This is a genomic window from Microcystis sp. M049S2 (genome assembly GCF_020245625.1).
GTDB lineage: Bacteria > Cyanobacteriota > Cyanobacteriia > Cyanobacteriales > Microcystaceae > Microcystis > Microcystis ichthyoblabe_A.
Map to the genome: position 1 here is coordinate 1 of NZ_JADBUN010000088.1, position 24,860 is coordinate 24,860.

Genomic DNA, 24,860 nt, shown 5'->3' on the forward strand with positions numbered 1-24,860 from the left:
CATTATTCATGAAGACTTTGGAAAATCCTCGAAAGCCTTGGCAAGAAGTTCATCTAGCGATCTGGCTGAAAAACAGTCTGTTTTTTGAGATGTCCTCACAATCAGGTTTTTGCCAGTTGGTGAATAATGCAGGCTAGAGGAGTAATTTTGGCGCTGTCAACCAGAATAACTGACACTTGCCTAGGGGATTTTGTTGATTGGGAACCTCTAGACCAATTATTCCCGCTTTTTTGACCGATAATTTTCCTTGAAACTTGCCCCAAACTAGCATTTCCGTCCAATAGCCTAAATCTGGTTCGTGGCCCACCAGTGCGATCGCATTTTCCTCTCGCTGATAGTCGGACTTTTGCCACCACTGCACCCAATCTTGAAGATTGCCGTTGGGTGATAGGGGATTAAATTGCTCAATTTTACGGCTTAAACCAGCTTTTTGCAAAATTTCGGCGGTTTGCACGGCACGCACCAGGGGAGAAGTCAAAATCAGGTCAAATTTCACCCCCAACTGTCCTAATCTTTGGGCAACTTTAGCAGTTTTTGTCTTACCTTCCTCGGTTAAAGGACGTTCCCTATCGTTGAGATAATCCCCCGATTGTCCTGCTAATCCATGACGCACAAAATAAAGTTTCATATCAGTTTAGGGTCGGTCTTGGTGATGATAATAAATAGCTGAGATTTAATACCTAGGTGCGAATTACCTTTTCATCGGGGTTAACTAGATGGGAAAGTTTCTGTTTAATTTGGGTGTCATACAGTTCCCACTTCAGTTTTGCGTATTCGGCATTATTATTAAAACCACCGAGGAAACCGATAGGAATTTCAAAACCTCCGGCCATATAACGACCACCACCAAAAAAGCGACCTTGGTTATCCTGTCCGAAAGCTTCCTTGAGAAATTCATCGGGATCTAGGGTAATTTTACTGGTACGCATAGAACCAATGACTAACTCGATCTCCTCATCTTCATCGTGAACGATACCATAAACTAAAGCCGTGTGAACATTTTCTTCTGTCACCAAAAAATCGGCAGCCTGGGGAATCGCATCTCGGTCATCATAACGCAAATAACCGACCCCGGCGATCGAATAATTATTTTTAATAATACGGTTTTTCAGGGCCCGTTCGATCACATCCATCACCCGTCGGGATCTGGCCGATTGCAAGACAGCGTTTAATAATTGAGCATCGTAGAAACGACTGAGATAACCAGCAGCGATAAATTCACACTCTTGCGCTTGCATTAAATTATTCGTATCCGATCGCAATCCGTGCATCAAAGCTGTGGCACACTTAACATGGACGGTATCGCTAGTATTAAAACTTATTAACCCTTTTTGGATATATTGGGTTAATATCGTCGCTGTTGCCCGGATTTGGGGACGAATATCGACAAATTCCGCCTCTAGCTCCCCTTGGCGAGTATGATGATCAATCACGGCAATAATGGGAATTTTTGCCTGTTTAACCAGAGTGGTTAACTGACTATTGGTTCCCTGACCATCGACAAAAACACAACCGTGATAAACGGAAAGATCTCTATCCTTGAGGGTATGGACTCCCCAACGTTTAGCCGGTAAACCCGTTAGTTTTACCAAAGCGACATTTTCCTGATGGGAGAGAGTACCCGCATAGACTATATCGCAGTGAATATCGTACTGTTCGGCGATAATTTGATAGGCCCAGGCACTAGAAAGAGCATCGGGATCCGGGAAATCCTGCATCACCACAATTTGATTTTCGCCACGATGATTTTCCAAAGTACGTCGCAGGCGATCGATCAGGGAAATAAGTAGGGTATCATTACTAACCGTGACTGGAGGAAGGGGACATACTGCCGACGCTTCCCCTACCACTACATCGGTTTCGAGGGACTTGGCAGGAACTAGACTCAGTAATTCAGCCATCATTTTTAGAAAAGTTCGCTTAAAGGTAGATTCAGTCAGGATTTTTTGAGTTAATTAATTCTAGACGATATTCTCGCTCGATCGGTTTATCTCAATTATTAAGCTTTTCTCGCCCCTAGCTCCTTACTCTGGGGCTATAACTCTAGTCTATCAAAAGACCTCTCCCGTTTGTTCTGGGAGAGGAGTTAGGGCAATTAACCATCGCTGCCATTACTTGAGAAAAATGATATAACTGAACTTCCCCACTTCCCCACTTCCCACTCTCCCATACTTTTTAAACTGGATTTAGGATCATCACCGTCCCTAAATATTTGCTCCGATTTTTTGTAGTAAAGTTATACTATTAAGGAAGCAAAGACGAAACTCTAGGGTTAAGCAATGGTTAGACAACTCGACGACAGCCCGAAAACCACAATCGTCTATCCCGATAGCGATGGTAAACCGATGGCCGACAATACAAGACAATTTCGCTGGATTACGACGATTAAAGCGAATTTAGACTGGTTATTTGCCAATAATGCCGATGTTTTTGTCGCCGGTGATTTACTCTGGTATCCCGTGGAGGGAGATAATAAGACTCGACAAGCACCCGATGTCATGGTAGCTTTTGGCAGACCAAAAGGCGAAAGAGGTTCCTATCAACAGTGGAAAGAAGACAATATCCCCCCGCAAGTGGTTTTTGAAATTCTCTCTCCGGGTAATACCCAAACGGAAATGACCAGAAAACTACTGTTTTATGACCGTTATGGTGTGGAAGAATACTACATTTATAATCCCGATAAAAATGATTTGGGTGGCTGTATTCGTCGGGAAAATCGGCTCGAAAGTCTGGAAAATCTCGATAATTGGGTAAGTCCTCGCTTGGGCATCCGTTTTGAATTGGCCCAACCAGAGTTACTCTTGTATTATCCCGATGGTCAACCTTTCACCAGTTACAACCAAGAACGACAACGGGCTGAAGTGGAACGACAACGGGCTGAAGTGGAACGACAACGGGCTGAAGTGGAACGACAACGGGCCGAAAGGTTAGCGGCAAAACTGCGGGAGTTAAATATTAATCCCGAAGAAACTTAAAAAAATTATCGATTGATGGAGTCGATCGAGATAGTCTCGCTACAATAAAAGTAAATAAATATCAAGTCCTCTAGCTAGAGTCGCAACAGTAAGCCCAGAAAAAATGCGATCGGGCAGGGTTGACTAAATCGACGAAGCAATCGCTAAATAGGGGTAATTTCCGCCCAATTCTCCCCAATCCTGAACGGGAGAGGCAGAACCGAAAATTTTCTATAAAATTTCGGTAAGGGTGGAAAGATCAAGTAAGTTAGCGTTAGGGCTTAATCTTCGCCACGGAAAGGTAGAACTATGACAGTTTGTGAATATCGGCCAGGTTTAGAAGGAATTCCCGCCGCCCAGTCCAGTATCAGCTTTGTGGATGGGCAAAAGGGAATCTTGGAGTATCGGGGCATTCGGATTGAGGAACTCGCCGAAAAAAGTACCTTCCTCGAAACCGCCTATCTCCTTATCTGGGGTGCTCTGCCCACGGGGGCGGAACTGGAAGAATTTGCCGATGAAATCCGTTATCATCGACGCATCAAGTACCGTATCGAAGACATGATGAAATGCTTCCCCGAAAAAGGTCATCCCATGGATGCGCTACAAACTTCGGCGGCGGCTTTGGGTTTATACTATGCCAGGCGGGCCTTGGATAATCCCGAATATATCCGTCAGGCAGTAGTGCGGCTATTAGCGAAAATACCCACCATGGTGGCGGCGTTTCAATTGATTCGCAAAGGTAATCACCCCATTCAGCCCAACGATAGTCTTGATTATGCGGCCAATTTCCTCTATATGTTGACGGAAAGACGACCAACGGATTTAGCGGCGAAAGTTTTCGATGTCTGTTTGACCCTCCACGCCGAACATACCATGAATGCCTCGACTTTTTCGGCCATGGTGACGGCTTCCACTTTAACCGACCCCTACGGTGTCATCGCTTCAGCAGTGGGAACTCTCGCCGGCCCCCTCCACGGTGGGGCAAACGAGGAAGTATTGTTAATGTTAGAGGAAATCGGTTCGGTGGCTAATGTTCGTCCCTATGTGGAAAAATGTATCGCCAATAAACAAAAAGTTATGGGTTTTGGACACCGGGTATATAAAGTTAAGGATCCCCGGGCGACGATTTTACAAAATCTTGCCGAACAATTATTCGCGGAATTAGGTTCCGATGAATACTACGATATCGCCCTAGAATTAGAACAGGCAGTGGTGGATATCTACGGTGAAAAAGGTATCTATCCCAATGTGGATTTCTATTCGGGATTGGTTTATCGGAAATTAGGCATTCCCAATGATTTATTTACCCCGATTTTTGCCATCTCCCGGGTGGCCGGTTGGTTGGCCCACTGGAAAGAACAATTAAATGCTAACCGCATTTTCCGTCCTACCCAAATCTACACCGGAGAACACGAAGTCCCCTATACACCGATCGAACAACGTTCTTAGATTTTATCTCCCATTCTTGATGGAAACACGGTTTCTCGCCTTTGTCAATCTTTCCCAGGCGAGATTTTTTGTCTCATTTCCTGTTATATTGATGGGGCAAGGAAACAGTCCAGTGGCTTTCGGCTTGGTCAGTTTCGGTGTATATAGGGTCTGCTGAAAAAGTTTTTCGGTGGGGGCAGGGTTTGGGGTGTGGGGTGTGGGGTGTGGGGTTTTACCGGTTTTGAGGTGGCCAATTACCTAATTTTTAGGGAAAAAGTCCAGGGATTTTCCCCCTGATCACTCCCATACCTGGTACTTTTTGATTGACAAAAAGTCTAAAAGTCTTACCCAACAAGGTTTTTAGATTTATTCAGCAAACCCTATATAGCCAGGCAAGGTCTTTACTTCTAGATAGTCGGACAGAAAAATATTAAAGATTATGGTGAAATTTTGGCAGGGATTAACGGTATTTTTAATTTCTTGTTTATTGCTGATTTCCCTAACTGCTTGTGGTAATCAAGTTAGACGCAATCAAGTGGTCATATCGGTATTAAGTGACCCAAAAACCTTTAATGCTGTTTTATCGGCCGAATCCCCGAATATTTTTGGTTTAACCTACGAAGGACTATTAACAGAAAATCCCATTACTGGCAAAAAAGAACCGGTCTTAGCAGAATCTTGGACAATTTCCGATGATAATTTGAGCATTATTTTTACTATGAGAGAGGGTTTAAAATGGTCAGATGGTCAACCCTTAACTGTTGATGACGTGGTTTTTACCTATAAAGAATTATATCTAAATCCTGATATTCCTAACAACTACCGCGATAGTTTAAGAATAGGATTAAAAAAAGAATTTCCAGTTATCACTAAACTAGATAATCGCAGAATCGAATTTAAACTCCCCGAACCTTTTGCTCCTTTTTTAGATGCTGTCAGTTCACCGATTTTACCTAAACACGCTTTAGAAAAAACTATTCAGAAAAAAAGCCCCGATGGTAGGTTAGAATTTCTCTCCACTTGGGGGTTAGATACTCCTCCCGATAAAATTGTTTTTAATGGTGCTTATAAACTAAAAGAATATATAACGGGACAAAGGATTATTTTTGAGAATAACCCTTACTATTGGAAAAAAGATGCCCAGGGACAACAATTACCTCATATAACTTCGGTAATTTGGGCAATTGTTGAATCTCAGGATACAACTTTACTGCAATTTCGTTCGGGAAGTTTAGATTCTATTGGGGTAACTCCCGAATTTTTCTCCCTCTTAAAAACTGAAGAAGAAAGAGGAAATTTCACTATTTTTAATGGGGGACCTGCCTACGGAACCCAATTTATCGGTTTTAATCTCAATCAAGGAAAACGCGACGGAAAACCCCTAGTAGAGCCAATTAAATCCAGGTGGTTTAATAACTTAAATTTTCGTCAAGCTATTGCCTACGGCATTAATCGTCAAAGAATGATTGATGATATCTATCGAGGGTTAGGACAAGAACAAAATTCTTTTCTTTCTATCCAATCGCCTTTTTATGATAAAAACCTGAAAGGTTACAATTACAATCCCGAAAAAGCCAAAGAATTATTATTAGAGGCGGGATTTAAGTATAATAGTGATAATCTGCTAGTCGATGCTGATAATAATCCCGTTAGATTTAACCTGATTACTAACGCGGGTAACAAAATCCGGGAAGCTATTGGGGCACAAATTAAAAATGATTTAGCCGCAATAGGAATTCAAGTGGATTTTCAAGCGATCGCTTTTAGTAATTTAGTTGATAAACTGAGTAATAGTCTAGATTGGGAGGCCCATATTTTAGGTTTTACCGGTGATAACGAACCCCACGCCCCTAATATTTGGTATGTAGATGGAAATCTCCACGCTTTTAACCAACAACCTCAACCCGGCAGCCCTCCGATTCAAGGCTGGCAAGCGGCGGATTGGGAGAAAAAAATCGCCGATTTATACGTCAAAGGTTCCCAAGAATTAGACTTTGAGAAGCGCAAAGTTATCTATAATGAAATTCAACAACTTCAACAGGAATACGTCCCGTTTATTTATCTTGTCAATCCCCTCGCTTTGGGGGCCGTGCGTAACTGCTTTGAAGGAATACAATTCTCCGCCTTGGGTGGTGCATTCTGGAATCTAGAAGAATTAAAGAAAACCTGTGGAGGTGTTTAATGACTCATTTTGGTTTACTCTGTCCTACAACTTCTGGACATATTTATTCTCTCCTACCTTTAGGAAAAGAATTACAAAAACGCGGTCATAAAGTTACCTGTTTTTTAACTCTTGATGGTGAAGAAATGGTGCAAGCAGCCGGGTTAGATTTTCAGGCAATTGCACCCGACAAATATCCGAAAGGCACATCAGCCAAAAGTTTAGCCGAAATTGGTCAATTACGGGGAACAGCCGCCGTCCGACGCACGGTAGAATTAGTAACTGATTCTACAGCGATCCTCTTTGAAACTATCCCCCAAGAGATGCGTCGCTTGGGAATTGATGCCCTAATTGTCGATCAAGTCTCCGCCTCAGGGGGTACAATCGCAGAAAAATTGGCTATTCCCTTTATCAGTTTTTGTTCGGCATTGGTTTTAAATCGTGATCCGCTTATTCCGCCCTTTATGACCACTTGGGACTATAATCCCTCATTTATCGGGGTTATTCGCAATAAAATTGGCTATAAACTCCTTGACTCTTTGACTCGTCCCCTGAATGAGTTAATCAACCAGCAGCGTCAAGAATGGGGGTTAATTCCCTATCAAAACATCAATCAACGCTATTCCCCCCTTGCCCAAATTAGCCAACAACCTGCCGAATTTGAGTTTCCTCGGCAAAATTTACCCGCTCACTTCCACTTTACCGGCCCCTTTCACGATTCCTCCACCAGAAAACCGATTCCTTTTCCCTACGAAAAATTAACCGGACAACCCTTGATTTATGCTTCCCTTGGTACAATTCAAACTCGCCTACAATCGACCTTTAATGCGATCGCCGAAGCCTGTGCCGATTTGCCGGTACAATTAGTTTTATCATTGGGCAATGCCGACTCTAACATTCAAATAACAACCAAAAACGCCCTAGTTGTTCCCTATGCTCCCCAATTAGAGCTTTTAACCAGAGCATCTCTGACTATCACCCCCGCAGGCTTAAATACTACCCTAGAATCCCTTGCCCAAGCTGTACCGATGGTGGCCATTCCCATCGCTAACGACCAACCGGGGGTATCTGCTCGGATAAAATGGTCGGGGACAGGGGAAGTGATACCGATTTCCCGTCTAGAAGTTCCCCGTTTACGAAAGGCGATTGAAAAGGTCTTATCCTTCCCCAGTTACCGAGAAAATGCCCTGAGAATGCAAAAAGCGCTACAGAAGACTGGTGGAGTGAAAATGGCCGCCGATATCGTCGAAAAAGCCATTTCTACCAGCCAACCCGTCCTCTCGGTCTAATACTAAATCCATTACTCAACGGATTTAGTATAACTCAAGTAAAACTTATAGCTCTCCTCGACTCTGTGTGATAAGTTTTACTTACATAGGATCGATCGATCTTTGTGTCCTCTGTGTCTGGAGTGGTTCCCTCCACTCCCTCGCCAGCAGGACTGTGTCTTGTGAATACATTTTACCCACCAAATCCAAAAGAGCCCTAGGCTTGAGGATAAAGATTATAGTACAGGCTTTGATCGGAGGTAAATGAGGCCATCGGCACACCATCAATACCGGCACTACTGACAGCTTCCACTTTGCGTTCTTCGCCTTCGGGGATAATATCTAGGGCTATAGTTGCAAGGTTAATTCTAATTTTTCTATCATCCGCTGCTTTGATCATCTTCAAGCAATTATTAATTTTTTCGATAACAGCGCACGGTAATGTGATAGGGATGAAAAATCTCTAGGAAATCTTTTTGTAGGCTTTGAAAAAAGCTCTCAATAATTTTGGGATCGTCGAGATGAAAGGGATATTCTTGATTAAAACCTTTGAAAAAATACCAGTTAATAATTAGTTTTCCTCCAGGGTTTAACCAGTCATAAAACTTTTTAAGTTGGGCTGTAGGTGAGAGCAAATGCTCGATGACATCTAAACAGATAATCGTGTCAAATTTTAGCTGATCGGGAATTTCTGTATAGAATGAGAGCTTATTAGTATCAAGATTTAATTGCTCGGCACGAAAGCGAACAAATTCATGATGTAGGGGATTAAGATCGCAATAGATCACCTGTTCAACCCCGGAATTCATCGCGGCAGCCAGGGCATGAGTACCGATTCCGCCACCAAAATCTAAGACTTTTCCGCTACCGTGATCATCAATTAATCTCAGGGTTTCGCCGATATATTCTTGACTGGATAAATGCCAAGCTGATAATTCAAATAAATAGTTTTCTTTGACTTTTTCCTGATAGAAATCATTTGGATTTGTCCAAGAAAAGTCTTGATGAGCTAAGGCCGCTAAGGCATCCTTTGCTATCGCTAATTTTGCTTGTAAAATTTCTTGGTCTAATTGTAAAAAGTTTTGTAGGTGTGACTCCAAATCAAAGGAATTGCGCTTAAATTCCGCGACCGAGGAGGATGACAGCAGGGAAGAATCTCGATTCATATATAGAGTGATGCCGGGGAGAATTAACTAAAAAACCCTCTCTTATTATCTCACAATTTGGCCAAATTATAGCAGGAAGTTTTCGTTAAAACAGTAGCGCCAGCTTTTGGCCTACATCCTCAAAAACTGGCACCGCCCATCTATTCACTTTCTTATATTTAAGGTCTTTATCTCTGCTGACCTCATTTCAAATTTTCTATAGTATTTCCTACTTTTCCCTCCTTTCCTCTATACTTAATTATTTTTTAATATTTACTTTTGTGAGGATTGGTCAGGTTTTATTAAGTAATGCTGCGGATGCAGGGAAACGCCGAGAATTTGTGATATCCACACCTCAAAATCGTGGATTGGATAAGCTTGCCCCCCCGTCAAGGGATTTACCATTGGTTTCACCAGAATGGTAAACATTCCCAGACGATTTCCCGCTAAAACATCGGTAAACAAGCGATCGCCAACCATGGCAATTTGTTGGGGGGGAAGTCCCATGGCTGCCATCGCTTGCCGGAGTTTGCGTCGAGAGGGTTTCACCGCACCGAGAAGGTAGGGAAGTTGTAAATTATCCGCGATCGCACCGATGCGATTTTCACTGAGATTATTGCTGACCAACCAAATCGGTAGATAAAGACGCAAGGAATCGACCCAACGCTCTAAATCCTCAGAAACCGTCGTTTCCTGGAGGGGAACAAGGGTATCGTCCACATCGAGAATCAATCCCTTAATCTGATGCTTACTCAAAATCTCCGGAGTGAGACCGAGAATCGTATCCCCTAAAATTAAATCGGGTTGTAGAATTTTTGCTCTAGTCATTAACTTCTCAAAAATAACTGGCAGCGAGTCGATCGAACTCAGCTTGATTAAAAAACCGTTGCCTTATTCAGTATAAATGACCGACAGCCCCTGAAAATAATGCCGGATCCATCCCTTCACTTGGCCGCTTGAATCACCTGTAAACTACCACCAGCGTATAATTTTTGTTGACAATCACGAAAACCGATCGCCTGTAAAGATTGGATCAGGTCGCTATCGATAAACTGCCAAGCGGTATCGGTTTCAAATAATTGCAAAAATAGGGCTAAAGAAGGCCAAAAAAGCGGGTTAGTGGGTCGATGAAAATCCACGAGAGCAAAAATTCCCCCCGGTCTGAGAACTCGATACACTTCTTTAAGGATTTCCTCTAACTGCTCCGGTTCCATTTCGTGGAGAGCGGCGCTAGTATGAACAAGGGCGAATTCTCCGGCACTAAAGGGCATTTTTTCGGCTAATCCCTCCACATAATGCGCTTGCGGTACCGCTAAACTAGCTCGCTCCAGGGCCCGGGGAGAGACATCTAAACCCGTACAGCGATCGGATAGGGGGACTAAATAACGGGTGGTTTGACCCGCACCACAACAGAGATCGAGGATAGGGTCATTTTTAGCGATTTTTAAGCCTTCTAAGGCTAATTGCCGAAAACGGGACTCGCCACCCACTGCTAGGGCAGCCAGACGGGAGATACCATCGTAAAGCCATTGATATTGATAACTGAGGGGACGTAAAATTGTAGCCAAGATCAACCTCCAAGATTTGATTAAGTTCTCTGTAGCCTGTAATTTGTTTTAACGGTTCCACCGATATATTGTTAAACTTGGTAAAGAATCTGAAAATTTAAAAATTATCTGTTAACACTATGGGTCGCGTTGGCGTTTTATTATTAAATTTGGGTGGGCCGGAGCGGTTAGAGGATGTGCGTCCTTTTCTATTTAACCTTTTTTCTGACCCAGAGATCATCCGTTTACCGATCAAAGGATTACAAAAACCGTTAGCTTGGTTAATATCGACGCTAAGAGCGAGTAAATCCCAGGAAAATTACCGTCAGATTGGTGGTGGCTCCCCTTTACTCAAGATTACGGAAGCACAGGCCACGGCACTGCAACAACGTCTCGCGGAAATGGGCCGCGAGGTGAGCGTTTATATTGGGATGCGTTACTGGAATCCCTTCACCGAAGAAGCGATCGAGCGGATTAAACGGGATCATATCAAAAAATTAGTTATTCTCCCCCTTTATCCCCAATTTTCCATCAGCACCAGTGGTTCCAGTTTTCGTGTACTGGAGGAAATGTGGCAGCAGGATCCCTATCTACGTTTGACGGAATATACTCTCATCCCCTCTTGGTACGATCATCCCACTTATCTGAGTGCTATGGCCGATCTGATCGCACGAGAATTAGAGCAGTGCGCTAATCCTGACCAAGTACATATCTTTTTTAGCGCCCATGGTGTCCCCCAAAGTTATGTGGAGGAAGCGGGAGATCCCTATCAAAGGGAAATTGAAGAATGCACTAGGGCGATCATGCGTACTCTAAACCGACCCAATCAGTACACTTTAGCCTATCAAAGTCGCGTCGGTCCGGTGGAATGGCTAAAACCCTATACTGAAGATGCTTTAAAAGGGTTGGGAGAGCAGGGAATTAAGCATTTATTGGTCGTGCCGATTAGCTTTGTCTCGGAACACATCGAAACTCTGCAAGAAATCGATATAGAGTATCGAGAAGTGGCGGAAGAAGCGGGAATTGAACATTTTCAGCGAGTACCGGCTCTTAACACTCACCCGATGTTTATCGAATCTCTCTCCCAGTTAGTGGTAAAATCCCTAGACGAGAAACCCACCACTTTCGAGCAAATTACCCATCCGAAAGCGAATATGAAAATGTATCCCCAGGAGCGTTGGGAATGGGGAATGACAACGGCAGCCGAGGTGTGGAATGGTCGATTAGCGATGATCGGTTTTCTGGCAATTATTATCGAATTAATTACTGGTCAAGGACCCTTACATTTTGTGGGTTTATTATAACCTCGATCTTCGCTGCCATTGCTTTTGACGGTAACTACCAAAATAAGGTTGGGTTAAACATAGTTAAACCCAACCATTGGCGATTTTATCTTCTCTTAGGACATCATATTAGCAGAACGAACATTAACGTTAACTTCTAGCCTGCCATTGCCGAGCATATCTAACCCAGTGACGCTAAACAGATTAGCTTTAATCCCCCTTTCCTGAAAATTAGCCTGTAATTCTTTGATGAGAACCTCTTCCACTTTCCCTTCATCATCTGCTAGAGCTTGGACGATTTTAGCGGCGAAAGAGCCAATTTTTGCGCTCAATATTTCTTCCACATTGGTAATCTCGATAATAACCATTGATTTTTCTTCTTAGTAGAGGACAAATAGCTTAACAAGCAATAAGAACAGAATTTGCAAGAAAATAGAGCTGCTCTCATCTTAGGAATCAGTATAACCCGCACTGTTCCCGCCCAAACGTAAATAGGCTTCAATAAAGCTATCTAAATCCCCATTCATTACCCCGGTAACATCGGTGGTTTCCACATTACTACGCAGATCCTTAACCAATTGATAGGGATGAAAAACATAGTTACGGATTTGATTGCCCCAAGCGGCCTCCACCATATCGCCGCGAATTTCGGCGATCGCTTGAGCCTGTTGTTCCCGAGCAATAATTAACAATTTCGCTTTTAATAAAGCTAGGGCTTTTTCTTTATTTTGTAATTGCGATCGCTCTTGGGTACAACGTACAGCGATACCTGTGGGAAGATGAACTACACGCACGGCAGTTTCCACTTTATTAACATTTTGTCCACCTTTTCCCCCCGATCTAGTGGTGGTAATTTCTAAATCTTTATCGGGAATTTCTACCCTCACTGCATCATCGCCCAAAATTGGCATTACTTCCACCCCAGCGAAACTGGTTTGACGTTTACCATTAGCATTAAAAGGGGAAATTCTTACTAACCGATGGGTGCCTTTTTCTCCTTTTAGATAACCGTAAGCATAAGTTCCGGCAATCTCAATTGTCACCGATTTAATTCCCGCTTCATCTCCTTCTGATATTTCCGCTAAAGTGACTTTATATCCCTGTTTCTCGGCCCAGCGAGAATACATTCTCAGGAGCATTTCTGTCCAGTCTTGGGCATCGGTTCCCCCGGCCCCCGCATTAATCGTTAAAACCGCTCCTTTTGCGTCGTAGGGACCATTTAAAAGCTGTTGCAATTCCCAGCGATCGAGGTCATGCTGTAAATGAGTTAAATTGTCCGTCGCTTCTTCTAGTAAAGTTCGATCGGATTCTAATTCTAATAACTCGATAATTGCCTTAGTATCTTCTAATTGTTCACACCAACCCTGATAGGTTTCTAAAGAAGATTTACACTCGTTTAGTTCTTGCAGGGTTTTTTGAGCAGTATCGGGATTATCCCAAAAAGTGGGGACGGCTGCCACCTGTTCTAAGTCTTTAATTTTGGCCCTTAAAGTGGGTAAGTCAAAGATAGTCCTGGGTTTTACCCAGGCGCGATCCTACTATCTCGATACCTTTTTTTAGTTCCGATATTTCCATGTTTTCAGTTATCAGTTATCAGTTATCAGTTATCAGTTATCAGTTACTCTAGAAGTCAGGAGTCTGGGGAGTCAGTCCCGATGAAAAAATTTTCACCCCCACAGAGGAAAGAGGTTTCCTTCCCTACACCCCACACCCCACACCCTACACCCTCTTTCAAGTCAGGAGGCCGGAGTTGAGAGTTAGGGTTTTAGGGTTTTGGGGTTTTAGTTGAAATTCCCCCATTTTCCCATTTCCCCTATCCACTCTCTGTTGCCCGTTCCGCAGTTCCAGCGTTCCCTAAAATGGTACGATCGATCCGCGCAGGGGAGCAAGACTTTGTAAAGCGTTTTCAGCCTTATCACGACTACTAAACGCGCCTATTTGCCAGACGCGACGACCTTGGTGGGAAGTGGGGAAAGCGTCGGGATAGAGAGAACGAACTTTGCTGCGATCGCTCTCGTTTTTAGCTTCAATTACTACTTTAAAGCCTTTGCGGCCACTATTGCTAGTATTGCCACTACTGGGATTAGGGGCAGCCCGATTAAAAGTGATTACGTCTGATAAACTTCTCTGATTGCCTAGGTTGCGCGGTGGCGGTGGTGGTACAATTGCATTATTATTCTGAGCATTGGCTTGCCCTGAGCCAAGTCGAAGGGGAGGAGTCAGGGGGGGTAAATTAGAGGTAACGGTCGGCTGCGGCGTTAAATTTGGCTCTGGTACTGGATTAGTGACCCCTGGCTGAGGATTGCTCTGTACTGCTGTTTCTGCAGCGGTAAAGGTATATTCTCGCACTTCGGGATTAGCAGGAGGATTAACGGGTGTTTCTGCTTTGACGGATTCTCTGGGGAGGGGTGTGGGGGGGATAGACGATTGGGTCCCCGCGAGTAATTCCGGGGGAGGATTGAAACTGGGACTATCGGCAGTTAGATAGATATGACTGAGATTTTGACCAGCTAGACTACGTTTAGTAAAGCGCCAGCCATCGATGAGATAAATTTGGATTAAACCGCTCCCTAAACCTTTTGTCCGTCCAATAATTACCTCCGATTGCCTGGGATTGCGGGGGGTTCCTACGAGGACTAATTCCCCGTTGCGTTGTACGATACGCAGCAGGTATTCTAAACCGTAATCTTTGCCCTGAATGCGAAGGGAATAACCGTTACTGTCGGTGGCCCGTTCACAACTGCCGGTAAAATCGAAATCGAGCAGCAGAGGCTGAACAATGGTCGGTTCTGTGCCATTTACCGCCCAACATTGGCGTTTTCCCTGGATTTGTTGCAAAATCAGTAAATCGTATTTACCGTTACCGTAGGGTCGGGCAATAGCGATAAAATCCTCTTGATTAACTTCTCTTTGTTCAAAGAGAGTCGCTTGACTCGGTGTAGTCAGGAGACAACTCCCTAGAAGTGAAAACAGTAGGGTAAATTTTAAGGATGATTTTAGATTCATAAATAGGGAGCGTTGTTATAGAGATTGTACTTGCATTTATTTTATCGATCTAGACGTAAGCGAGAGAATTTTGTTTTCTTGGAAGATAGCTAGGGTTTGTTCAATAAATCTAAAAACCTTGTTGGGTAAAACTTTTAGACTTTTTGGTTTCCAAAAAGTACCAGATCTGGGAGTGATCGGGTGGAAAATTCAGGTACTTTTTCCCTGAAAATTAGGTAATTGACCCACTCAAAATCCCTAAAACCCCACACCCTGCCCCCACCGAAAAACTTTTTGCCGCAAACCCTAGTTATTACTCGACCTAATCCACAGTAGGATAGAGATTGCTGAAAATTGACTCTTGAGTAGCGTGGCAACAAGATGGCGAAAGCGGCGATTATTGGATTGGGAAGATCGGGAATAGCGGCGGCAAGATGCTTAAAACGGGATGGTTGGCAGGTGACATTAAGCGATCGCTCTGATTCTCCCAGTTTACAAGCAACCAAAACCAATCTGGAAAGGGAAGGAATTATTGTCAATCTTGGTCAAAATCTCAGTCTAGAGGCTTCGGACTTGCCTAATCTTATCGTGGTTAGCCCCGGCGTGCCTTGGGATGCCCCGATTTTAATTACTGCCAGAGAAAAAGGCATCGATACGATCGGAGAATTAGAATTAGCTTGGCGTTATCTGCAATCTTCCCCCTGGTTGGGGATTACGGGAACTAACGGCAAAACCACCACCACCGCCCTCTGTGCCGCTATTTTTCAAAAAGCGGGGTTAAATGCCCCTTCCTGCGGTAATATCGGCTATGCTGCCTGTGAATTGGCTTTAAAAGCCGATAAATACGATTGGATTATTGCGGAGATTAGTAGTTATCAGATCGAGTCCAGTCGGGATTTATCGCCGAAAATCGGCATCTGGACAACTTTTACCCCCGATCACCTCAGTCGTCATCAAACTCTGGAAAATTATTATCAGATTAAAGCCTCTTTACTGCAAAGAAGCGATCGCCAAATCCTCAACGGTGATGATCCCTATCTGCGTCAAATCGGTGTTAGTCAATGGCAACAAGCTTATTGGACTTCTGTGAAAGGCAAAGATGCGCTTTTGGGCGATCCTAGTCGTGGTGTTTATCTGCAAGATAACTGGATCGTGGCTTTTGGGGAGTTAATTGCCCCGGTTAATCTCCTGAAAATGGTGGGTAGTCACAATCAACAGAATTTGCTTATGGCTGTGGCCGCCGCTAGATTGGCAGGAATCGAGAAAAAAGCTATTACCGAAGCGATCGCCACTTTCCCCGGAGTTGCCCATCGTCTAGAGTACATTTGTACGTACAAAGGACTAGAATTTATTAATGATAGTAAAGCAACTAACTACGATGCCGCTGCCGTGGGCTTACAATCCGTCCCCAGTCCAGCGATTTTAATCGCGGGAGGAGAAGCGAAAGCCGGGGATGATCGGGCTTGGATCGCTGAAATTAAGGCAAAAGTCGCCACCGTGCTGCTTATTGGTGACGCTGCCGCCGATTTTGCCCGTCGTTTACAGTCAGCGGGTTATCAAGATTATGAATGTGTAGAGACGATGGACAGGGCAGTTCAACGCGCAGCCGAACTAGGACCAGCAAAAGAGGCTAAAGTGGTGTTATTATCGCCCGCTTGCGCTAGTTTTGACCAATACCAAAGTTTTGAACATCGCGGCGATCATTTTCGGCAATTGTCTTTACAGTTGTAGGGAGATGGGGAAGTGGGGGAATGGGGAAGTGGGGGAATGGGGAAGTGGGGAATTTCAACTAAAACCCTAACACCCTAAAACCCTAAAACCTTGTTGCCGACGACTAAGACGTAATTTTTGTTGCCAAAAATACTCTTTTTTGGCTAAGTTGGGTAAGATCAGGAGGAGTTAACCAAAAAATTAAGAGAAAAAAACGTGCTGGGATCGTCCTTCCATCTTGATCATCTTTTTAAAAAGCCGCTAATTGCCTGTCTTTCGTCCTGTGTTGCCGTTTTGCTACCGATCCCAGTGTTAGCGGCACCAGTGGCAGTGTTAAAAAGTCAGGAAAATGCCAATCAATGGACAGATATCACCGAACGTTTGCAAAATGTTGGGGTTAATTACTGTATTCTCCAGAGTAATCAGTGGCAAAGCGACGCGGATTTAAATAAAATTAAGGTTCTCATCATCCCCAATGTCGAGAATATTTCCGGTTTACAAGCTAGTGTCTTGAGTCGTTGGCTGAATCGCGGTGGTAAAATTATTGTCACAGGTCCGGCGGGGAATCTTTCGGAACCTGCTGTGCGTGAACAGTTGCGATCGCTATTTGGGGCTTACTGGGCTTATCCCCACTCCCAAGCTTACACCCTGCGACCGACTAATTTAGGCGAACTGAAAAACCAAAAACCTTTAGCCAGCAGTCTCCTCGGTGGCGTGGTTATCCCCACGGGAGTTAATAGCCAAACTGTTGCCGTCTGGGGGGCGCGCAATAATCCCCCCGCCGTTGTCCTCAATAATAACTCGATCTTTCTCGGTTGGCGCTGGGGCAGCGATGCCGTCGCTAATCTCGCCCTCGATAGCGCTTGGCTAGAAACCGCCCTGCAACGCTACGGCATTAATCGCAGTTCTTCTACTAACACAATTGCGCCCTATTGTCAAGGAAGCTCAACAATAGTTAATAATATTAATAATACACCAATGGCGACCGCACCCCGTCGCCCTTTACCCCAGATTTTAGAAAATCCCCCCAGTGAAACAGCGAGATTAAGTCCGAATACCGAGGCAATTCCCCCCAGAGCGAGCCTAACTCCTCAACAAATTGGCCAGATGACGGCGGAATTGCAGGGATTAATCGGGCGTTATGGGGTGACTCTCTTAGCTTTAGAAGCCAGTAATAGTAATATATCCAATACTGATAAATCCTTAGCACAAGCATTTCATAATCGGGCAAAAAATTCCCCCACCTCGGATGGGGCGAGACGATTCCGTTTAGCCCTGGAAAATGCCCAAGGAGCGTTAAATAATTTTCAGAATTTAATCGCTCAGGGGGACTATACCCAAGCGCGGGAATTTTGGTTACAAGCGCGGCGAAATCTTTGGGATAATTATCCCACTAATCGACAATTTGCCCAACCAGAAATACGGGCAATGTGGTTAGATCGAGGAACGATCGTACAAGCTAAAAATGAGGAGGATTTAGCTAAAGTATTCGATCGCATGGCGGCAGCGGGTATTAATGTGGTCTTTTTTGAGACAGTTAATGCTAGTTATACTATTTATCCCAGTCAAGTTGCTCCCGAACAAAACCCTTTAACTAGAGGTTGGGATCCCCTCAAAGTTGCCGTTAAATTAGCCCATGAACGCAATATGGAAATCCACGCTTGGGTGTGGGTTTTTGCGGCGGCTAACCAAGCTCATAATAAAGTATTAGAGCAACCATTAGATTATCTCGGTCCAGTTTTATCGCGTAATCCCGATTGGGGGGCAACAAATAAAAGTGGTGGTTCTTTTGATTACAGTCAAGGCACGAAAAAGGCCTTTTTTGATCCTGCTAATCCCGACGTACAGAACTATCTTTTATCTCTTTACGAGGAAATTGTCAAGAATTATGATGTGGATGGCTTGCAGTTAGATTATATTCGCTATCCCTTCCAGAGTCAAGATTTTAATCAAACCTATGGTTATGGTAAATCCAGCCGGTGGTTATTTAAACAAATGACGGGAGTTGATCCCATTACTTTAAATCCCCGGGGAGCTTTATGGGAACAATGGACTAGCTTTAAAATCCGTCAGGTTGATACTTTTGTCTCGCAGGTTTCTACTAGCTTAAAACAGATTCGCCCCCAATTAAAAATGTCAGCGGCGGTGTTTCCCTTAGAACAAAAAGAACGGTTATATCGTATTCAGCAAAACTGGGAAGAATGGGGACAAAATCAATGGATAGACCTGATATTTTTAATGACTTATGCTCTTGATACAGGGACTTTAGAAGAAAAAACTCAGTCTTTATTTGATCGCAAAATTGCAGGAAATGCTCTGATTATACCCGGTATCCGTCTGTTAAAAGTACCTGATCAAGTCATGATCGATCAACTACAATTTATTCGCAATCTTCCCACTTCGGGATTCGCTCTTTTTGCCACAGAAAATCTCAATCCCAACCTGCAAACAATTCTTAATCGCATTCAGGGATCGATAATTACCAAAAAAGCTGAACCTTTACCTCACCGTCAACCCTTTAAAACGGCAGCGGTGCGGTTTAATTCTCTGCGTCAAGAGTGGAGTTTTTTAATAGTTAATAATTTATGGGCAATGGAAGAAGGAACCTTAAAAACCTGGGGGCAAGAAGTGGACGAAATGGCTAATTTATTAGAACAATTAGCTACTAATCCCAGCCCTCGCAATTTGACTTTAACTCAAAATGCTCTAAAGCGATTTAGCTATCAATTTAAATCTGTGATGTCCAGACAAAAAGATTTATCTGCTTATCAAATACAAGTCTGGGAAAATCGCCTCGTCACCCTACAAAGTCTCCTAAGTTATGGTCAAAGGGTTGAGTTTTAGGGTAATTGCTATAAAATAAAGTACCAGCTAGAATGGCGGAATGAGAATGTACCATTTAAGACAAGGGAAATTTTGTTATAATTGCTTCTGGATAACCCCGATTGCTTTCTTGGATAAATAAATGCCTTTTTTGTCAACAACTAACGAGATATTCGTTTTAATTCACGATTCCGAAAACATTTAATCGGCGACTATGATAACTATAAATAGACAAGTATTTTCTGATATTTCGCGAGCCAGACGGGACGAAAAGGACGAGGCTAAATCTTTATTTTCTAGTTATTGAAATTCTTCAAATGGATGAAACTATCACTAATTATGAAGATAAAATTAGCTCTTTTATTTATTGGCAAACCTATCCCATCAATCATCTATATTCTCAATTAAAATGCTCAAAACTCGCCTTTTAGCTAGACCAAGTAATATCTTTTTTCTGTTATTAATTTTGGCGATTATTTTTAATCCTTTTGTGATTGTCAATGCGGGAGAAAGAGGGGTTTTAATGGTTTTTGGTCAAGTACAGGAGAAAATACTTAATGAGGGTATTCACGGGATTATTCCCGTTGTTAACACGGTAAAAAAACTAAGTGTGAGAATCCAAAAACAACAGATAGCGGCCGAAGCTTCCTCCAAAGACCTACAGGAAGTATTTACAGATGTGGCACTGAATTGGCATATTTTAGCATCAGAAGTTAATAATATTTTTCAACAAATTGGCGATGAAGCGGCTGTCATTGAACGAGTGATCGATCCAGCAGTGGAGGAAATTCTCAAGGAAGTTATGGCTAAATATACCGCTGAAGAATTAATTACTAAACGGGAGGAGGTGAAAGGAGAAGTGGATATTCGTTTGAGCGAAAGACTGAAAAATTATCATATCGGTGTCGATGATATTTCTTTGGTTCATGTCAATTTTTCCGATCGCTTTACCGATGCGGTGGAAGCCAAACAAATTGCCGAACAGGAGGCCAAAAAAGCCGGTTTTATGGTGCTGAAAGCTCTGAAAGAATCGGAAGTGAAAATCAATCTGGCTAAAGGAGAGGCGGAAGCTCATCGCATTCTCCAAGATTCCTTAAGTCCAGAAGTTTTACAGAACAAAGCGATCGAAAAATGGGACGGTAAACTCCCCCTATTTATGGATGATAATCTGCTTAAGTCCCTTGAATTGGTTAAAGATAAGCGAAAGACTAGATGATAAAAACAATTTATTAAAACCATAAGAAAGAATACTTGATTTTATTGAACTTCCCTGCGAGGAACTCCTCTATGCTGTTTAAATCCCGAAAGACAAAGCAGAAATTTAACCCCGATTACTGGCGAGATCATTCGGCCAACGAACGCACCTATCTGTCTTGGATGCGTGCCTCGATCGCTTTGATGGGTTTTGGTCTGGTGATTTTGCGTTTACGGACGGCATCTTCTACGGTCCTAGGATTGGGGTGGTTGTTGGGTTTTGTCTTCGCTATGGTGGGATTATTAATCGTTGTCATCGCCACGCGCCGGTATTTTCTCATCCGGCGAGCGATCGATAGTAATAGCTACGAACCCGCTCAAGTCTGGATTATTTGCTTTAGTATAGCGATCGCTTGTCTCGGGTCAGGAATTCTCTATTTTGTCGCCACCAGTCCCGATAGCGGTGGAGTGGAAAGCATCGGTTTCGATTAAAACCCCATCCTCGCAGGGAGCGGGATGGGGAAAAATTGCTCGATACAGGCGGTAAAATCCAGATAACTACTTATAATTGCCCGTTTTCCGACCTTTCCCAGGAAGGGGCGAAAGGTGGACAAATCAAAGGACAGGCACGCCAATGACTGTGAACAGGGACTCCCAAGCGTTGACAATAGCCATTTCCTCTCCCCTGAAACTTATAAAACCGACAGTAACGACAGGTAGAGGAACAAGTAGCAACTTTCGGGAGAGGATTTCCCGTGGATTCGATCGCTGTTAGTTTTGGGGATAGGGTGGAAATGGTGTCTAGCAAGGAAGTCTCCAAGGCTAACGGGGTTCACTAGCGACTCTTACCGTACCTAGTCCCAAATTATGTCACAGTCGCCCATCCTCCCGGAGTATAACGATTGACACGATCCTAAAAAATTGAGAAAGTACCTTGCTGCCAGATCTATTCCACCACAACACGCTTAGAAAAGCCCCAACTTAACGAGATCGCCACCATCATCAATACCATCCACTCTGGCGGCAAATAGGTTGGTTGACAAGCTTTTAAAAGCAATCTTCCCCCTACCGCTAAAACCGTCAGATAGGCCGCATCTTGTAGGTAAACAAACTCAGCCAACCACCTAACAAATAAACCGGTCAAAAATCGTAGGGCTAACATTCCCAAAATACCACCAGTCAGGAGAATCCAGAATCGATCGGCTAATGCGATCGCTGTTGTCACACTATCGAGGGAAAAAGCCATATCTGTAAAAGCAATCAGAACAATAACACGGCCAAAAGATTCTATGGCGAGATTAGGGGCAAAATTTTGGTCTTCTATGTCTATATCTAAAAGTTTCTGGCAAAAATGCTTACCCGCTAACCAGAGCAGATAAATAGCACCCAGTACCTCCACCTGCCAGAATTTAACTGTCCAACTGGCACTCACTAACATGGCAACTCTTAATACAAATGCCCCCGCTAACCCCCAGTTTAAAGCTTGGCGTTGTTGTCTGGGGTCGGGAAGTTCTCGCACCAAAGCGGCCAGGGCGACGGCATTATCGGCCGATAGAATAGTTTCTAAGACTGCCAGGGTGAAAATAGTGCCGCAAGTGGTTAGAGAGAGATTTTCGGCTATATCGAGAATTTGAGGAGACATATAATTATATTTTCACTTTTATAACGTTGTAGATGCGTCTTGGTATTTGCTGCTAGGATTCTTGACTATTTTTTTGTCGGTATCAATTCAAGGTCAAGTTCTTGAGCTTGCGATCGAGGGTGAGATTGCTGACCACACTCTCCTTGATCAGGATTTTGGCCGGACACTATCATCTTAGGTAGGGGACAACCATAAAAGCAAATATTCTTAATTGTCGTTTTAATAAATAAAAGTGATGGAACGGCGAGGGGGCTTCCCAGCTTTGCATAAAGCAAATTTATGGATTTGAAAACAAAGAATATTTGTTTTTATTAAAACCATTGCCTAGAGTGAAAACAGAGACTCAAAAAGATCACTCAAGGAGATCAAAAACGATGAAACCGATTACAGTCCCCCTCACTCGATCGCTACTGACAGCCTTCTGTCTATTGCTAATCACAGTTTTTTCTTGCTTCCATCCTGCCATCGCTAGGGCCGTTACCACCACCAGTGCCGCAGCTCCTAAAACTGCCGTTGTTGAACCAGTTTCGCCACCGTCAGCTGCCGATAATCTGCAAAAACTACAGGAAACTAACGCCTGTGTCGGTTGTGACTTTAAGGGAATTAGCCTCAAAGATTTAAACCTGTCCTCAGCCAATCTAGAAGGAGCAAACCTCAGCCAAGCGGATTTAGAAAGAACAAACTTACAGGGTGCTAACCTCAAAGGGACTGACCTCCGGGGAGCCGACCTCGGCAAAACTCTCCTAGCGGGGGCCGATTTAAGCGGGGCCAATCTCTTAGGTGCAGATTTAGAAAAAGCCAACCTGCAAGGGGCCAACTTAACCAACGCCAATCTGCAAAAAGCTGACTTAGAAAAGGCCAATCTCACTCATGCTCGTTTAGACGGTGCTAACCTGCAAGATGCGGACGGTGAAGGGATGATCGGTGTCGATCCCAATCAGTTTAACAGTTAATACAGGAGCCTAGTCTCGTAAAATAGCCAACGACAGAGGCTATCCCTAGCTAATGCCTTAAAACTCGGTGACTATTGGTTAACTTCGATTTTATGCCCAGTTTTTTCGTCTCGAGTAAAATAGGGATAAATTTCAGAATTTAACCAAGAGTCTTTAAGTTTAGCGATAATCTAAGTTTTAGAGGATTTATTCGGGCAAATAGTGCAAAGAGCGTGAGCATACAAGTCAGAGCGCACCAAATCGGAACCCTGCTAAGATTTCTTGATTTTATCTCGTTCGGCCGAAGTGTCCCCAGAAATTTGATAGGAATAAACCTGAAATTTTCTTGGCTGATATTGTGATCACCCTTAACATAGGGTTTACCGTTGACCAAGAATTTCTCGATAGGATAGGGTGTCAGAGTTTGGTTGTCAGTCGTTTGATCGCTGTTCCATCAAGCTTTTTTTGTTTGGGGTCTTTCCTCGGAAAAATTTGCTATAGTGTAAAGGACTATTTAGTATTTGGTAAAAATAACCATAAATGCCGCCGTGTTCACAACTGTTCAACCCGCAAATCGATCGAGCTTACCTGATGACCTATTTACAGCAATTAAAGAGCTTAAACGGGAATTAAACGCTGTTATTCTGGCTCACTACTATCAAAATTCTGACATACAGGATATAGCTGATTATATTGGTGATTCTCTAGGTTTATCCCAGCAGGCTGCCCAAACCCCGGCAGACGTGATCGTATTTGCGGGGGTTCACTTCATGGGAGAGACAGCTAAAATCTTAAATCCGGATAAGTTAGTATTGCTGCCGGATTTAGATGCGGGATGTTCTTTAGCTGATAGTTGTCATCCTAAAGATTTTGCTCGTTTTAAAGCCCAATATCCCGATCATATCGTGATTTCCTATATCAATTGCAGTGCAGAAATTAAAGCCATGAGTGATATTATCTGCACAAGTTCCAATGCAGTCAAAATAGTTAACCAAATCCCTGCCCATCAACCGATTATCTTCGCTCCTGATCGCAATTTAGGCCGTTACGTAAGTCAGCAAACTGGTAGAGATTTAGTTCTTTGGCAGGGTAGTTGTATTGTCCATGAAACTTTTTCCGAACGCAAGATAATAGAATTAAAAGTCGCCCATCCCCAAGCAAAAATTATCGCCCATCCTGAGTGTGAACCATCGGTTTTACGCCATGCCGATTATATTGGTTCTACGACGGCACTATTAAATTATTCTCTAAAAAGTTCTGAAAAAACCTTTATTGTCGTCACAGAACCTGGAATTATTCACCAGATGCAAAAATCGGCCCCGGAGAAAATATTTATACCCGCACCAGCTTTGAATAACTGTGCTTGTAATGAGTGTCCCTACATGAGACTGAACACTCTCGACAAGTTGTATCTCTGTATGCGAGATAAAACTCCAGAAATTACTATTTCTGAAGATTTAAGAGTTAAGGCACTGTTGCCGATTCAAAGAATGTTAGAAATGTCTTAATCAGTTATCAGTTATCAGATGTGAGTTCTCAGTTCATGAGACATATCCAAAAATTATAACTCAATCAGAGCTTGTTTTGATAATTTGTACTAATAAGTAGTTCGATACTAAAATGTATATCTATTATTGCCAGTTCAATTTAAGTAGGTAGGCGAAAAAACTTATAAAATAGTAGAAAACCCTTTGTGGAGGAGGAATAAAACCTTGCCAGCCCCTCTAAAAATTGATTTAAGTGAAGAAGAAGACAAAAACTTGCAGGAATTCCTTATAGAGTCAAGGA

General features: G+C 43.3%; 22 protein-coding genes. 11 read left to right on the top strand and 11 right to left on the bottom strand.

What is annotated here, in order from left to right; genetic code table 11:
- Positions 1-133: 133 nt before the first annotated feature.
- Positions 134-628, bottom strand: a complete 495-nt coding sequence (gene sixA / locus IM496_RS07345; protein ID WP_104396482.1) for a phosphohistidine phosphatase SixA — start codon at positions 626-628, stop codon at positions 134-136.
- Between the two features lie 52 nt (positions 629-680).
- Complete coding sequence (locus IM496_RS07350) at positions 681-1,904, bottom strand: DHH family phosphoesterase (RefSeq protein WP_287661641.1); 1,224 nt, start codon at positions 1,902-1,904, stop codon at positions 681-683.
- 375 nt (positions 1,905-2,279) lie between these two features.
- On the opposite strand from IM496_RS07350, the gene IM496_RS07355 reads away from it, so the two are divergent.
- The 4 genes from IM496_RS07355 to IM496_RS07370 all read left to right on the top strand — a co-directional run bounded on the left by IM496_RS07355 (position 2,280) and on the right by IM496_RS07370 (position 7,832).
- Complete coding sequence (locus tag IM496_RS07355; protein ID WP_287661642.1) at positions 2,280-2,975, top strand: Uma2 family endonuclease; 696 nt, start codon at positions 2,280-2,282, stop codon at positions 2,973-2,975.
- Positions 2,976-3,263: 288 nt separating this feature from the next.
- Entirely contained in the window at positions 3,264-4,403 is a 1,140-nt protein-coding gene (locus tag IM496_RS07360) for a citrate synthase (protein ID WP_002803764.1), read from the top strand.
- A gap of 418 nt (positions 4,404-4,821) precedes the next feature.
- Positions 4,822-6,564 (top strand): ABC transporter substrate-binding protein, encoded by a 1,743-nt coding sequence (locus IM496_RS07365; protein ID WP_287661643.1) that lies wholly within the window; start codon positions 4,822-4,824, stop codon positions 6,562-6,564.
- Positions 6,564-7,832, top strand: a complete 1,269-nt coding sequence (locus tag IM496_RS07370) for a glycosyltransferase (protein ID WP_194016416.1) — start codon at positions 6,564-6,566, stop codon at positions 7,830-7,832. Before IM496_RS07365 ends, IM496_RS07370 begins: the two co-directional genes overlap by 1 nt.
- Positions 7,833-8,028: 196 nt before the next feature.
- Here IM496_RS07370 and IM496_RS07375 read toward each other — a convergent pair whose 3' ends face one another.
- The 4 genes from IM496_RS07375 to IM496_RS07390 all read right to left on the bottom strand — a co-directional run bounded on the left by IM496_RS07375 (position 8,029) and on the right by IM496_RS07390 (position 10,524).
- Positions 8,029-8,211, bottom strand: a complete 183-nt coding sequence (locus tag IM496_RS07375; RefSeq protein ID WP_194016430.1) for a hypothetical protein — start codon at positions 8,209-8,211, stop codon at positions 8,029-8,031.
- 13 nt (positions 8,212-8,224) lie between these two features.
- Positions 8,225-8,977: a class I SAM-dependent methyltransferase gene (locus IM496_RS07380; RefSeq protein ID WP_194016418.1), complete on the bottom strand. Its 753-nt coding sequence runs from the start codon at positions 8,975-8,977 to the stop codon at positions 8,225-8,227.
- Positions 8,978-9,229: 252 nt separating this feature from the next.
- Entirely contained in the window at positions 9,230-9,784 is a 555-nt protein-coding gene (locus IM496_RS07385; RefSeq protein WP_194016420.1) for a YqeG family HAD IIIA-type phosphatase, read from the bottom strand.
- A 116-nt stretch (positions 9,785-9,900) separates the two neighbouring features.
- Positions 9,901-10,524, bottom strand: a complete 624-nt coding sequence (locus IM496_RS07390; RefSeq protein ID WP_108936813.1) for a class I SAM-dependent methyltransferase — start codon at positions 10,522-10,524, stop codon at positions 9,901-9,903.
- Positions 10,525-10,643: 119 nt separating this feature from the next.
- Between IM496_RS07390 and hemH the strand changes: the two genes are divergently transcribed.
- Positions 10,644-11,807, top strand: a complete 1,164-nt coding sequence (hemH, locus tag IM496_RS07395) for a ferrochelatase (RefSeq protein ID WP_194016422.1) — start codon at positions 10,644-10,646, stop codon at positions 11,805-11,807.
- A gap of 95 nt (positions 11,808-11,902) precedes the next feature.
- Here the strand turns inward: hemH and IM496_RS07400 are convergent, their stop codons facing one another.
- The 3 genes from IM496_RS07400 to IM496_RS07410 all read right to left on the bottom strand — a co-directional run bounded on the left by IM496_RS07400 (position 11,903) and on the right by IM496_RS07410 (position 14,792).
- Entirely contained in the window at positions 11,903-12,154 is a 252-nt protein-coding gene (locus IM496_RS07400; protein WP_002739055.1) for a DUF8653 family protein, read from the bottom strand.
- An 81-nt stretch (positions 12,155-12,235) separates the two neighbouring features.
- A protein-coding gene (prfB, locus tag IM496_RS07405; protein ID WP_194016424.1) for a peptide chain release factor 2 occupies positions 12,236-13,361 on the bottom strand; the annotation gives its coding sequence in 2 pieces (ribosomal slippage) (positions 12,236-13,288 and positions 13,290-13,361; 1,125 coding nt in all).
- A 279-nt stretch (positions 13,362-13,640) separates the two neighbouring features.
- Complete coding sequence (locus IM496_RS07410; RefSeq protein WP_194016426.1) at positions 13,641-14,792, bottom strand: DUF3747 domain-containing protein; 1,152 nt, start codon at positions 14,790-14,792, stop codon at positions 13,641-13,643.
- Between the two features lie 360 nt (positions 14,793-15,152).
- Here IM496_RS07410 and murD point away from each other — a divergent pair, with 360 nt between their 5' ends.
- From murD to IM496_RS07430, 4 genes are all read left to right on the top strand, one after another.
- A complete protein-coding gene (gene murD, locus IM496_RS07415) occupies positions 15,153-16,502 on the top strand; it encodes a UDP-N-acetylmuramoyl-L-alanine--D-glutamate ligase (RefSeq protein WP_287661645.1) in 1,350 nt (449 codons plus the stop codon).
- Between the two features lie 195 nt (positions 16,503-16,697).
- A complete protein-coding gene (locus tag IM496_RS07420; protein WP_287661646.1) occupies positions 16,698-19,325 on the top strand; it encodes a glycoside hydrolase family 10-like protein in 2,628 nt (875 codons plus the stop codon).
- Between the two features lie 388 nt (positions 19,326-19,713).
- Positions 19,714-20,520: a prohibitin family protein gene (locus IM496_RS07425; RefSeq protein ID WP_104396469.1), complete on the top strand. Its 807-nt coding sequence runs from the start codon at positions 19,714-19,716 to the stop codon at positions 20,518-20,520.
- Between the two features lie 71 nt (positions 20,521-20,591).
- The gene (locus tag IM496_RS07430) at positions 20,592-20,990 is read left to right on the top strand and encodes a YidH family protein (RefSeq protein WP_008207369.1); all 399 of its coding nucleotides are present in this window, start codon (positions 20,592-20,594) and stop codon (positions 20,988-20,990) included.
- Between the two features lie 70 nt (positions 20,991-21,060).
- On the opposite strand, the gene IM496_RS07435 is transcribed toward IM496_RS07430, so the two are convergent.
- Positions 21,061-21,306 (bottom strand): hypothetical protein, encoded by a 246-nt coding sequence (locus tag IM496_RS07435; protein WP_228009843.1) that lies wholly within the window; start codon positions 21,304-21,306, stop codon positions 21,061-21,063.
- 138 nt (positions 21,307-21,444) lie between these two features.
- Positions 21,445-22,140, bottom strand: coding sequence for a TerC family protein (locus IM496_RS07440; protein WP_194018252.1), 696 nt, complete (start codon positions 22,138-22,140; stop codon positions 21,445-21,447).
- Between the two features lie 374 nt (positions 22,141-22,514).
- Between IM496_RS07440 and IM496_RS07445 the strand changes: the two genes are divergently transcribed.
- Both IM496_RS07445 and nadA read left to right on the top strand, forming a co-directional pair.
- Positions 22,515-23,093, top strand: a complete 579-nt coding sequence (locus IM496_RS07445) for a pentapeptide repeat-containing protein (protein WP_194018254.1) — start codon at positions 22,515-22,517, stop codon at positions 23,091-23,093.
- Between the two features lie 527 nt (positions 23,094-23,620).
- Positions 23,621-24,580: a quinolinate synthase NadA gene (nadA, locus tag IM496_RS07450; RefSeq protein ID WP_194018257.1), complete on the top strand. Its 960-nt coding sequence runs from the start codon at positions 23,621-23,623 to the stop codon at positions 24,578-24,580.
- Positions 24,581-24,860: the final 280 nt, after the last annotated feature.

What these genes read in the sequence shown, in the direction of transcription:
- sixA (WP_104396482.1), bottom strand. Translation starts at nt 628, where the DNA reads ATGAAACTTTATTTTGTGCGTCATGGATTAGCAGGACAATCGGGGGAT.
- IM496_RS07350 (WP_287661641.1), bottom strand. Translation starts at nt 1,904, where the DNA reads ATGATGGCTGAATTACTGAGTCTAGTTCCTGCCAAGTCCCTCGAAACC.
- IM496_RS07355 (WP_287661642.1), top strand. Translation starts at nt 2,280, where the DNA reads ATGGTTAGACAACTCGACGACAGCCCGAAAACCACAATCGTCTATCCC.
- IM496_RS07360 (WP_002803764.1), top strand. Translation starts at nt 3,264, where the DNA reads ATGACAGTTTGTGAATATCGGCCAGGTTTAGAAGGAATTCCCGCCGCC.
- IM496_RS07365 (WP_287661643.1), top strand. Translation starts at nt 4,822, where the DNA reads ATGGTGAAATTTTGGCAGGGATTAACGGTATTTTTAATTTCTTGTTTA.
- IM496_RS07370 (WP_194016416.1), top strand. Translation starts at nt 6,564, where the DNA reads ATGACTCATTTTGGTTTACTCTGTCCTACAACTTCTGGACATATTTAT.
- IM496_RS07375 (WP_194016430.1), bottom strand. Translation starts at nt 8,211, where the DNA reads ATGATCAAAGCAGCGGATGATAGAAAAATTAGAATTAACCTTGCAACT.
- IM496_RS07380 (WP_194016418.1), bottom strand. Translation starts at nt 8,977, where the DNA reads ATGAATCGAGATTCTTCCCTGCTGTCATCCTCCTCGGTCGCGGAATTT.
- IM496_RS07385 (WP_194016420.1), bottom strand. Translation starts at nt 9,784, where the DNA reads ATGACTAGAGCAAAAATTCTACAACCCGATTTAATTTTAGGGGATACG.
- hemH (WP_194016422.1), top strand. Translation starts at nt 10,644, where the DNA reads ATGGGTCGCGTTGGCGTTTTATTATTAAATTTGGGTGGGCCGGAGCGG.
- IM496_RS07400 (WP_002739055.1), bottom strand. Translation starts at nt 12,154, where the DNA reads ATGGTTATTATCGAGATTACCAATGTGGAAGAAATATTGAGCGCAAAA.
- IM496_RS07410 (WP_194016426.1), bottom strand. Translation starts at nt 14,792, where the DNA reads ATGAATCTAAAATCATCCTTAAAATTTACCCTACTGTTTTCACTTCTA.
- murD (WP_287661645.1), top strand. Translation starts at nt 15,153, where the DNA reads ATGGCGAAAGCGGCGATTATTGGATTGGGAAGATCGGGAATAGCGGCG.
- IM496_RS07425 (WP_104396469.1), top strand. Translation starts at nt 19,714, where the DNA reads ATGCTCAAAACTCGCCTTTTAGCTAGACCAAGTAATATCTTTTTTCTG.
- IM496_RS07430 (WP_008207369.1), top strand. Translation starts at nt 20,592, where the DNA reads ATGCTGTTTAAATCCCGAAAGACAAAGCAGAAATTTAACCCCGATTAC.
- IM496_RS07440 (WP_194018252.1), bottom strand. Translation starts at nt 22,140, where the DNA reads ATGTCTCCTCAAATTCTCGATATAGCCGAAAATCTCTCTCTAACCACT.
- IM496_RS07445 (WP_194018254.1), top strand. Translation starts at nt 22,515, where the DNA reads ATGAAACCGATTACAGTCCCCCTCACTCGATCGCTACTGACAGCCTTC.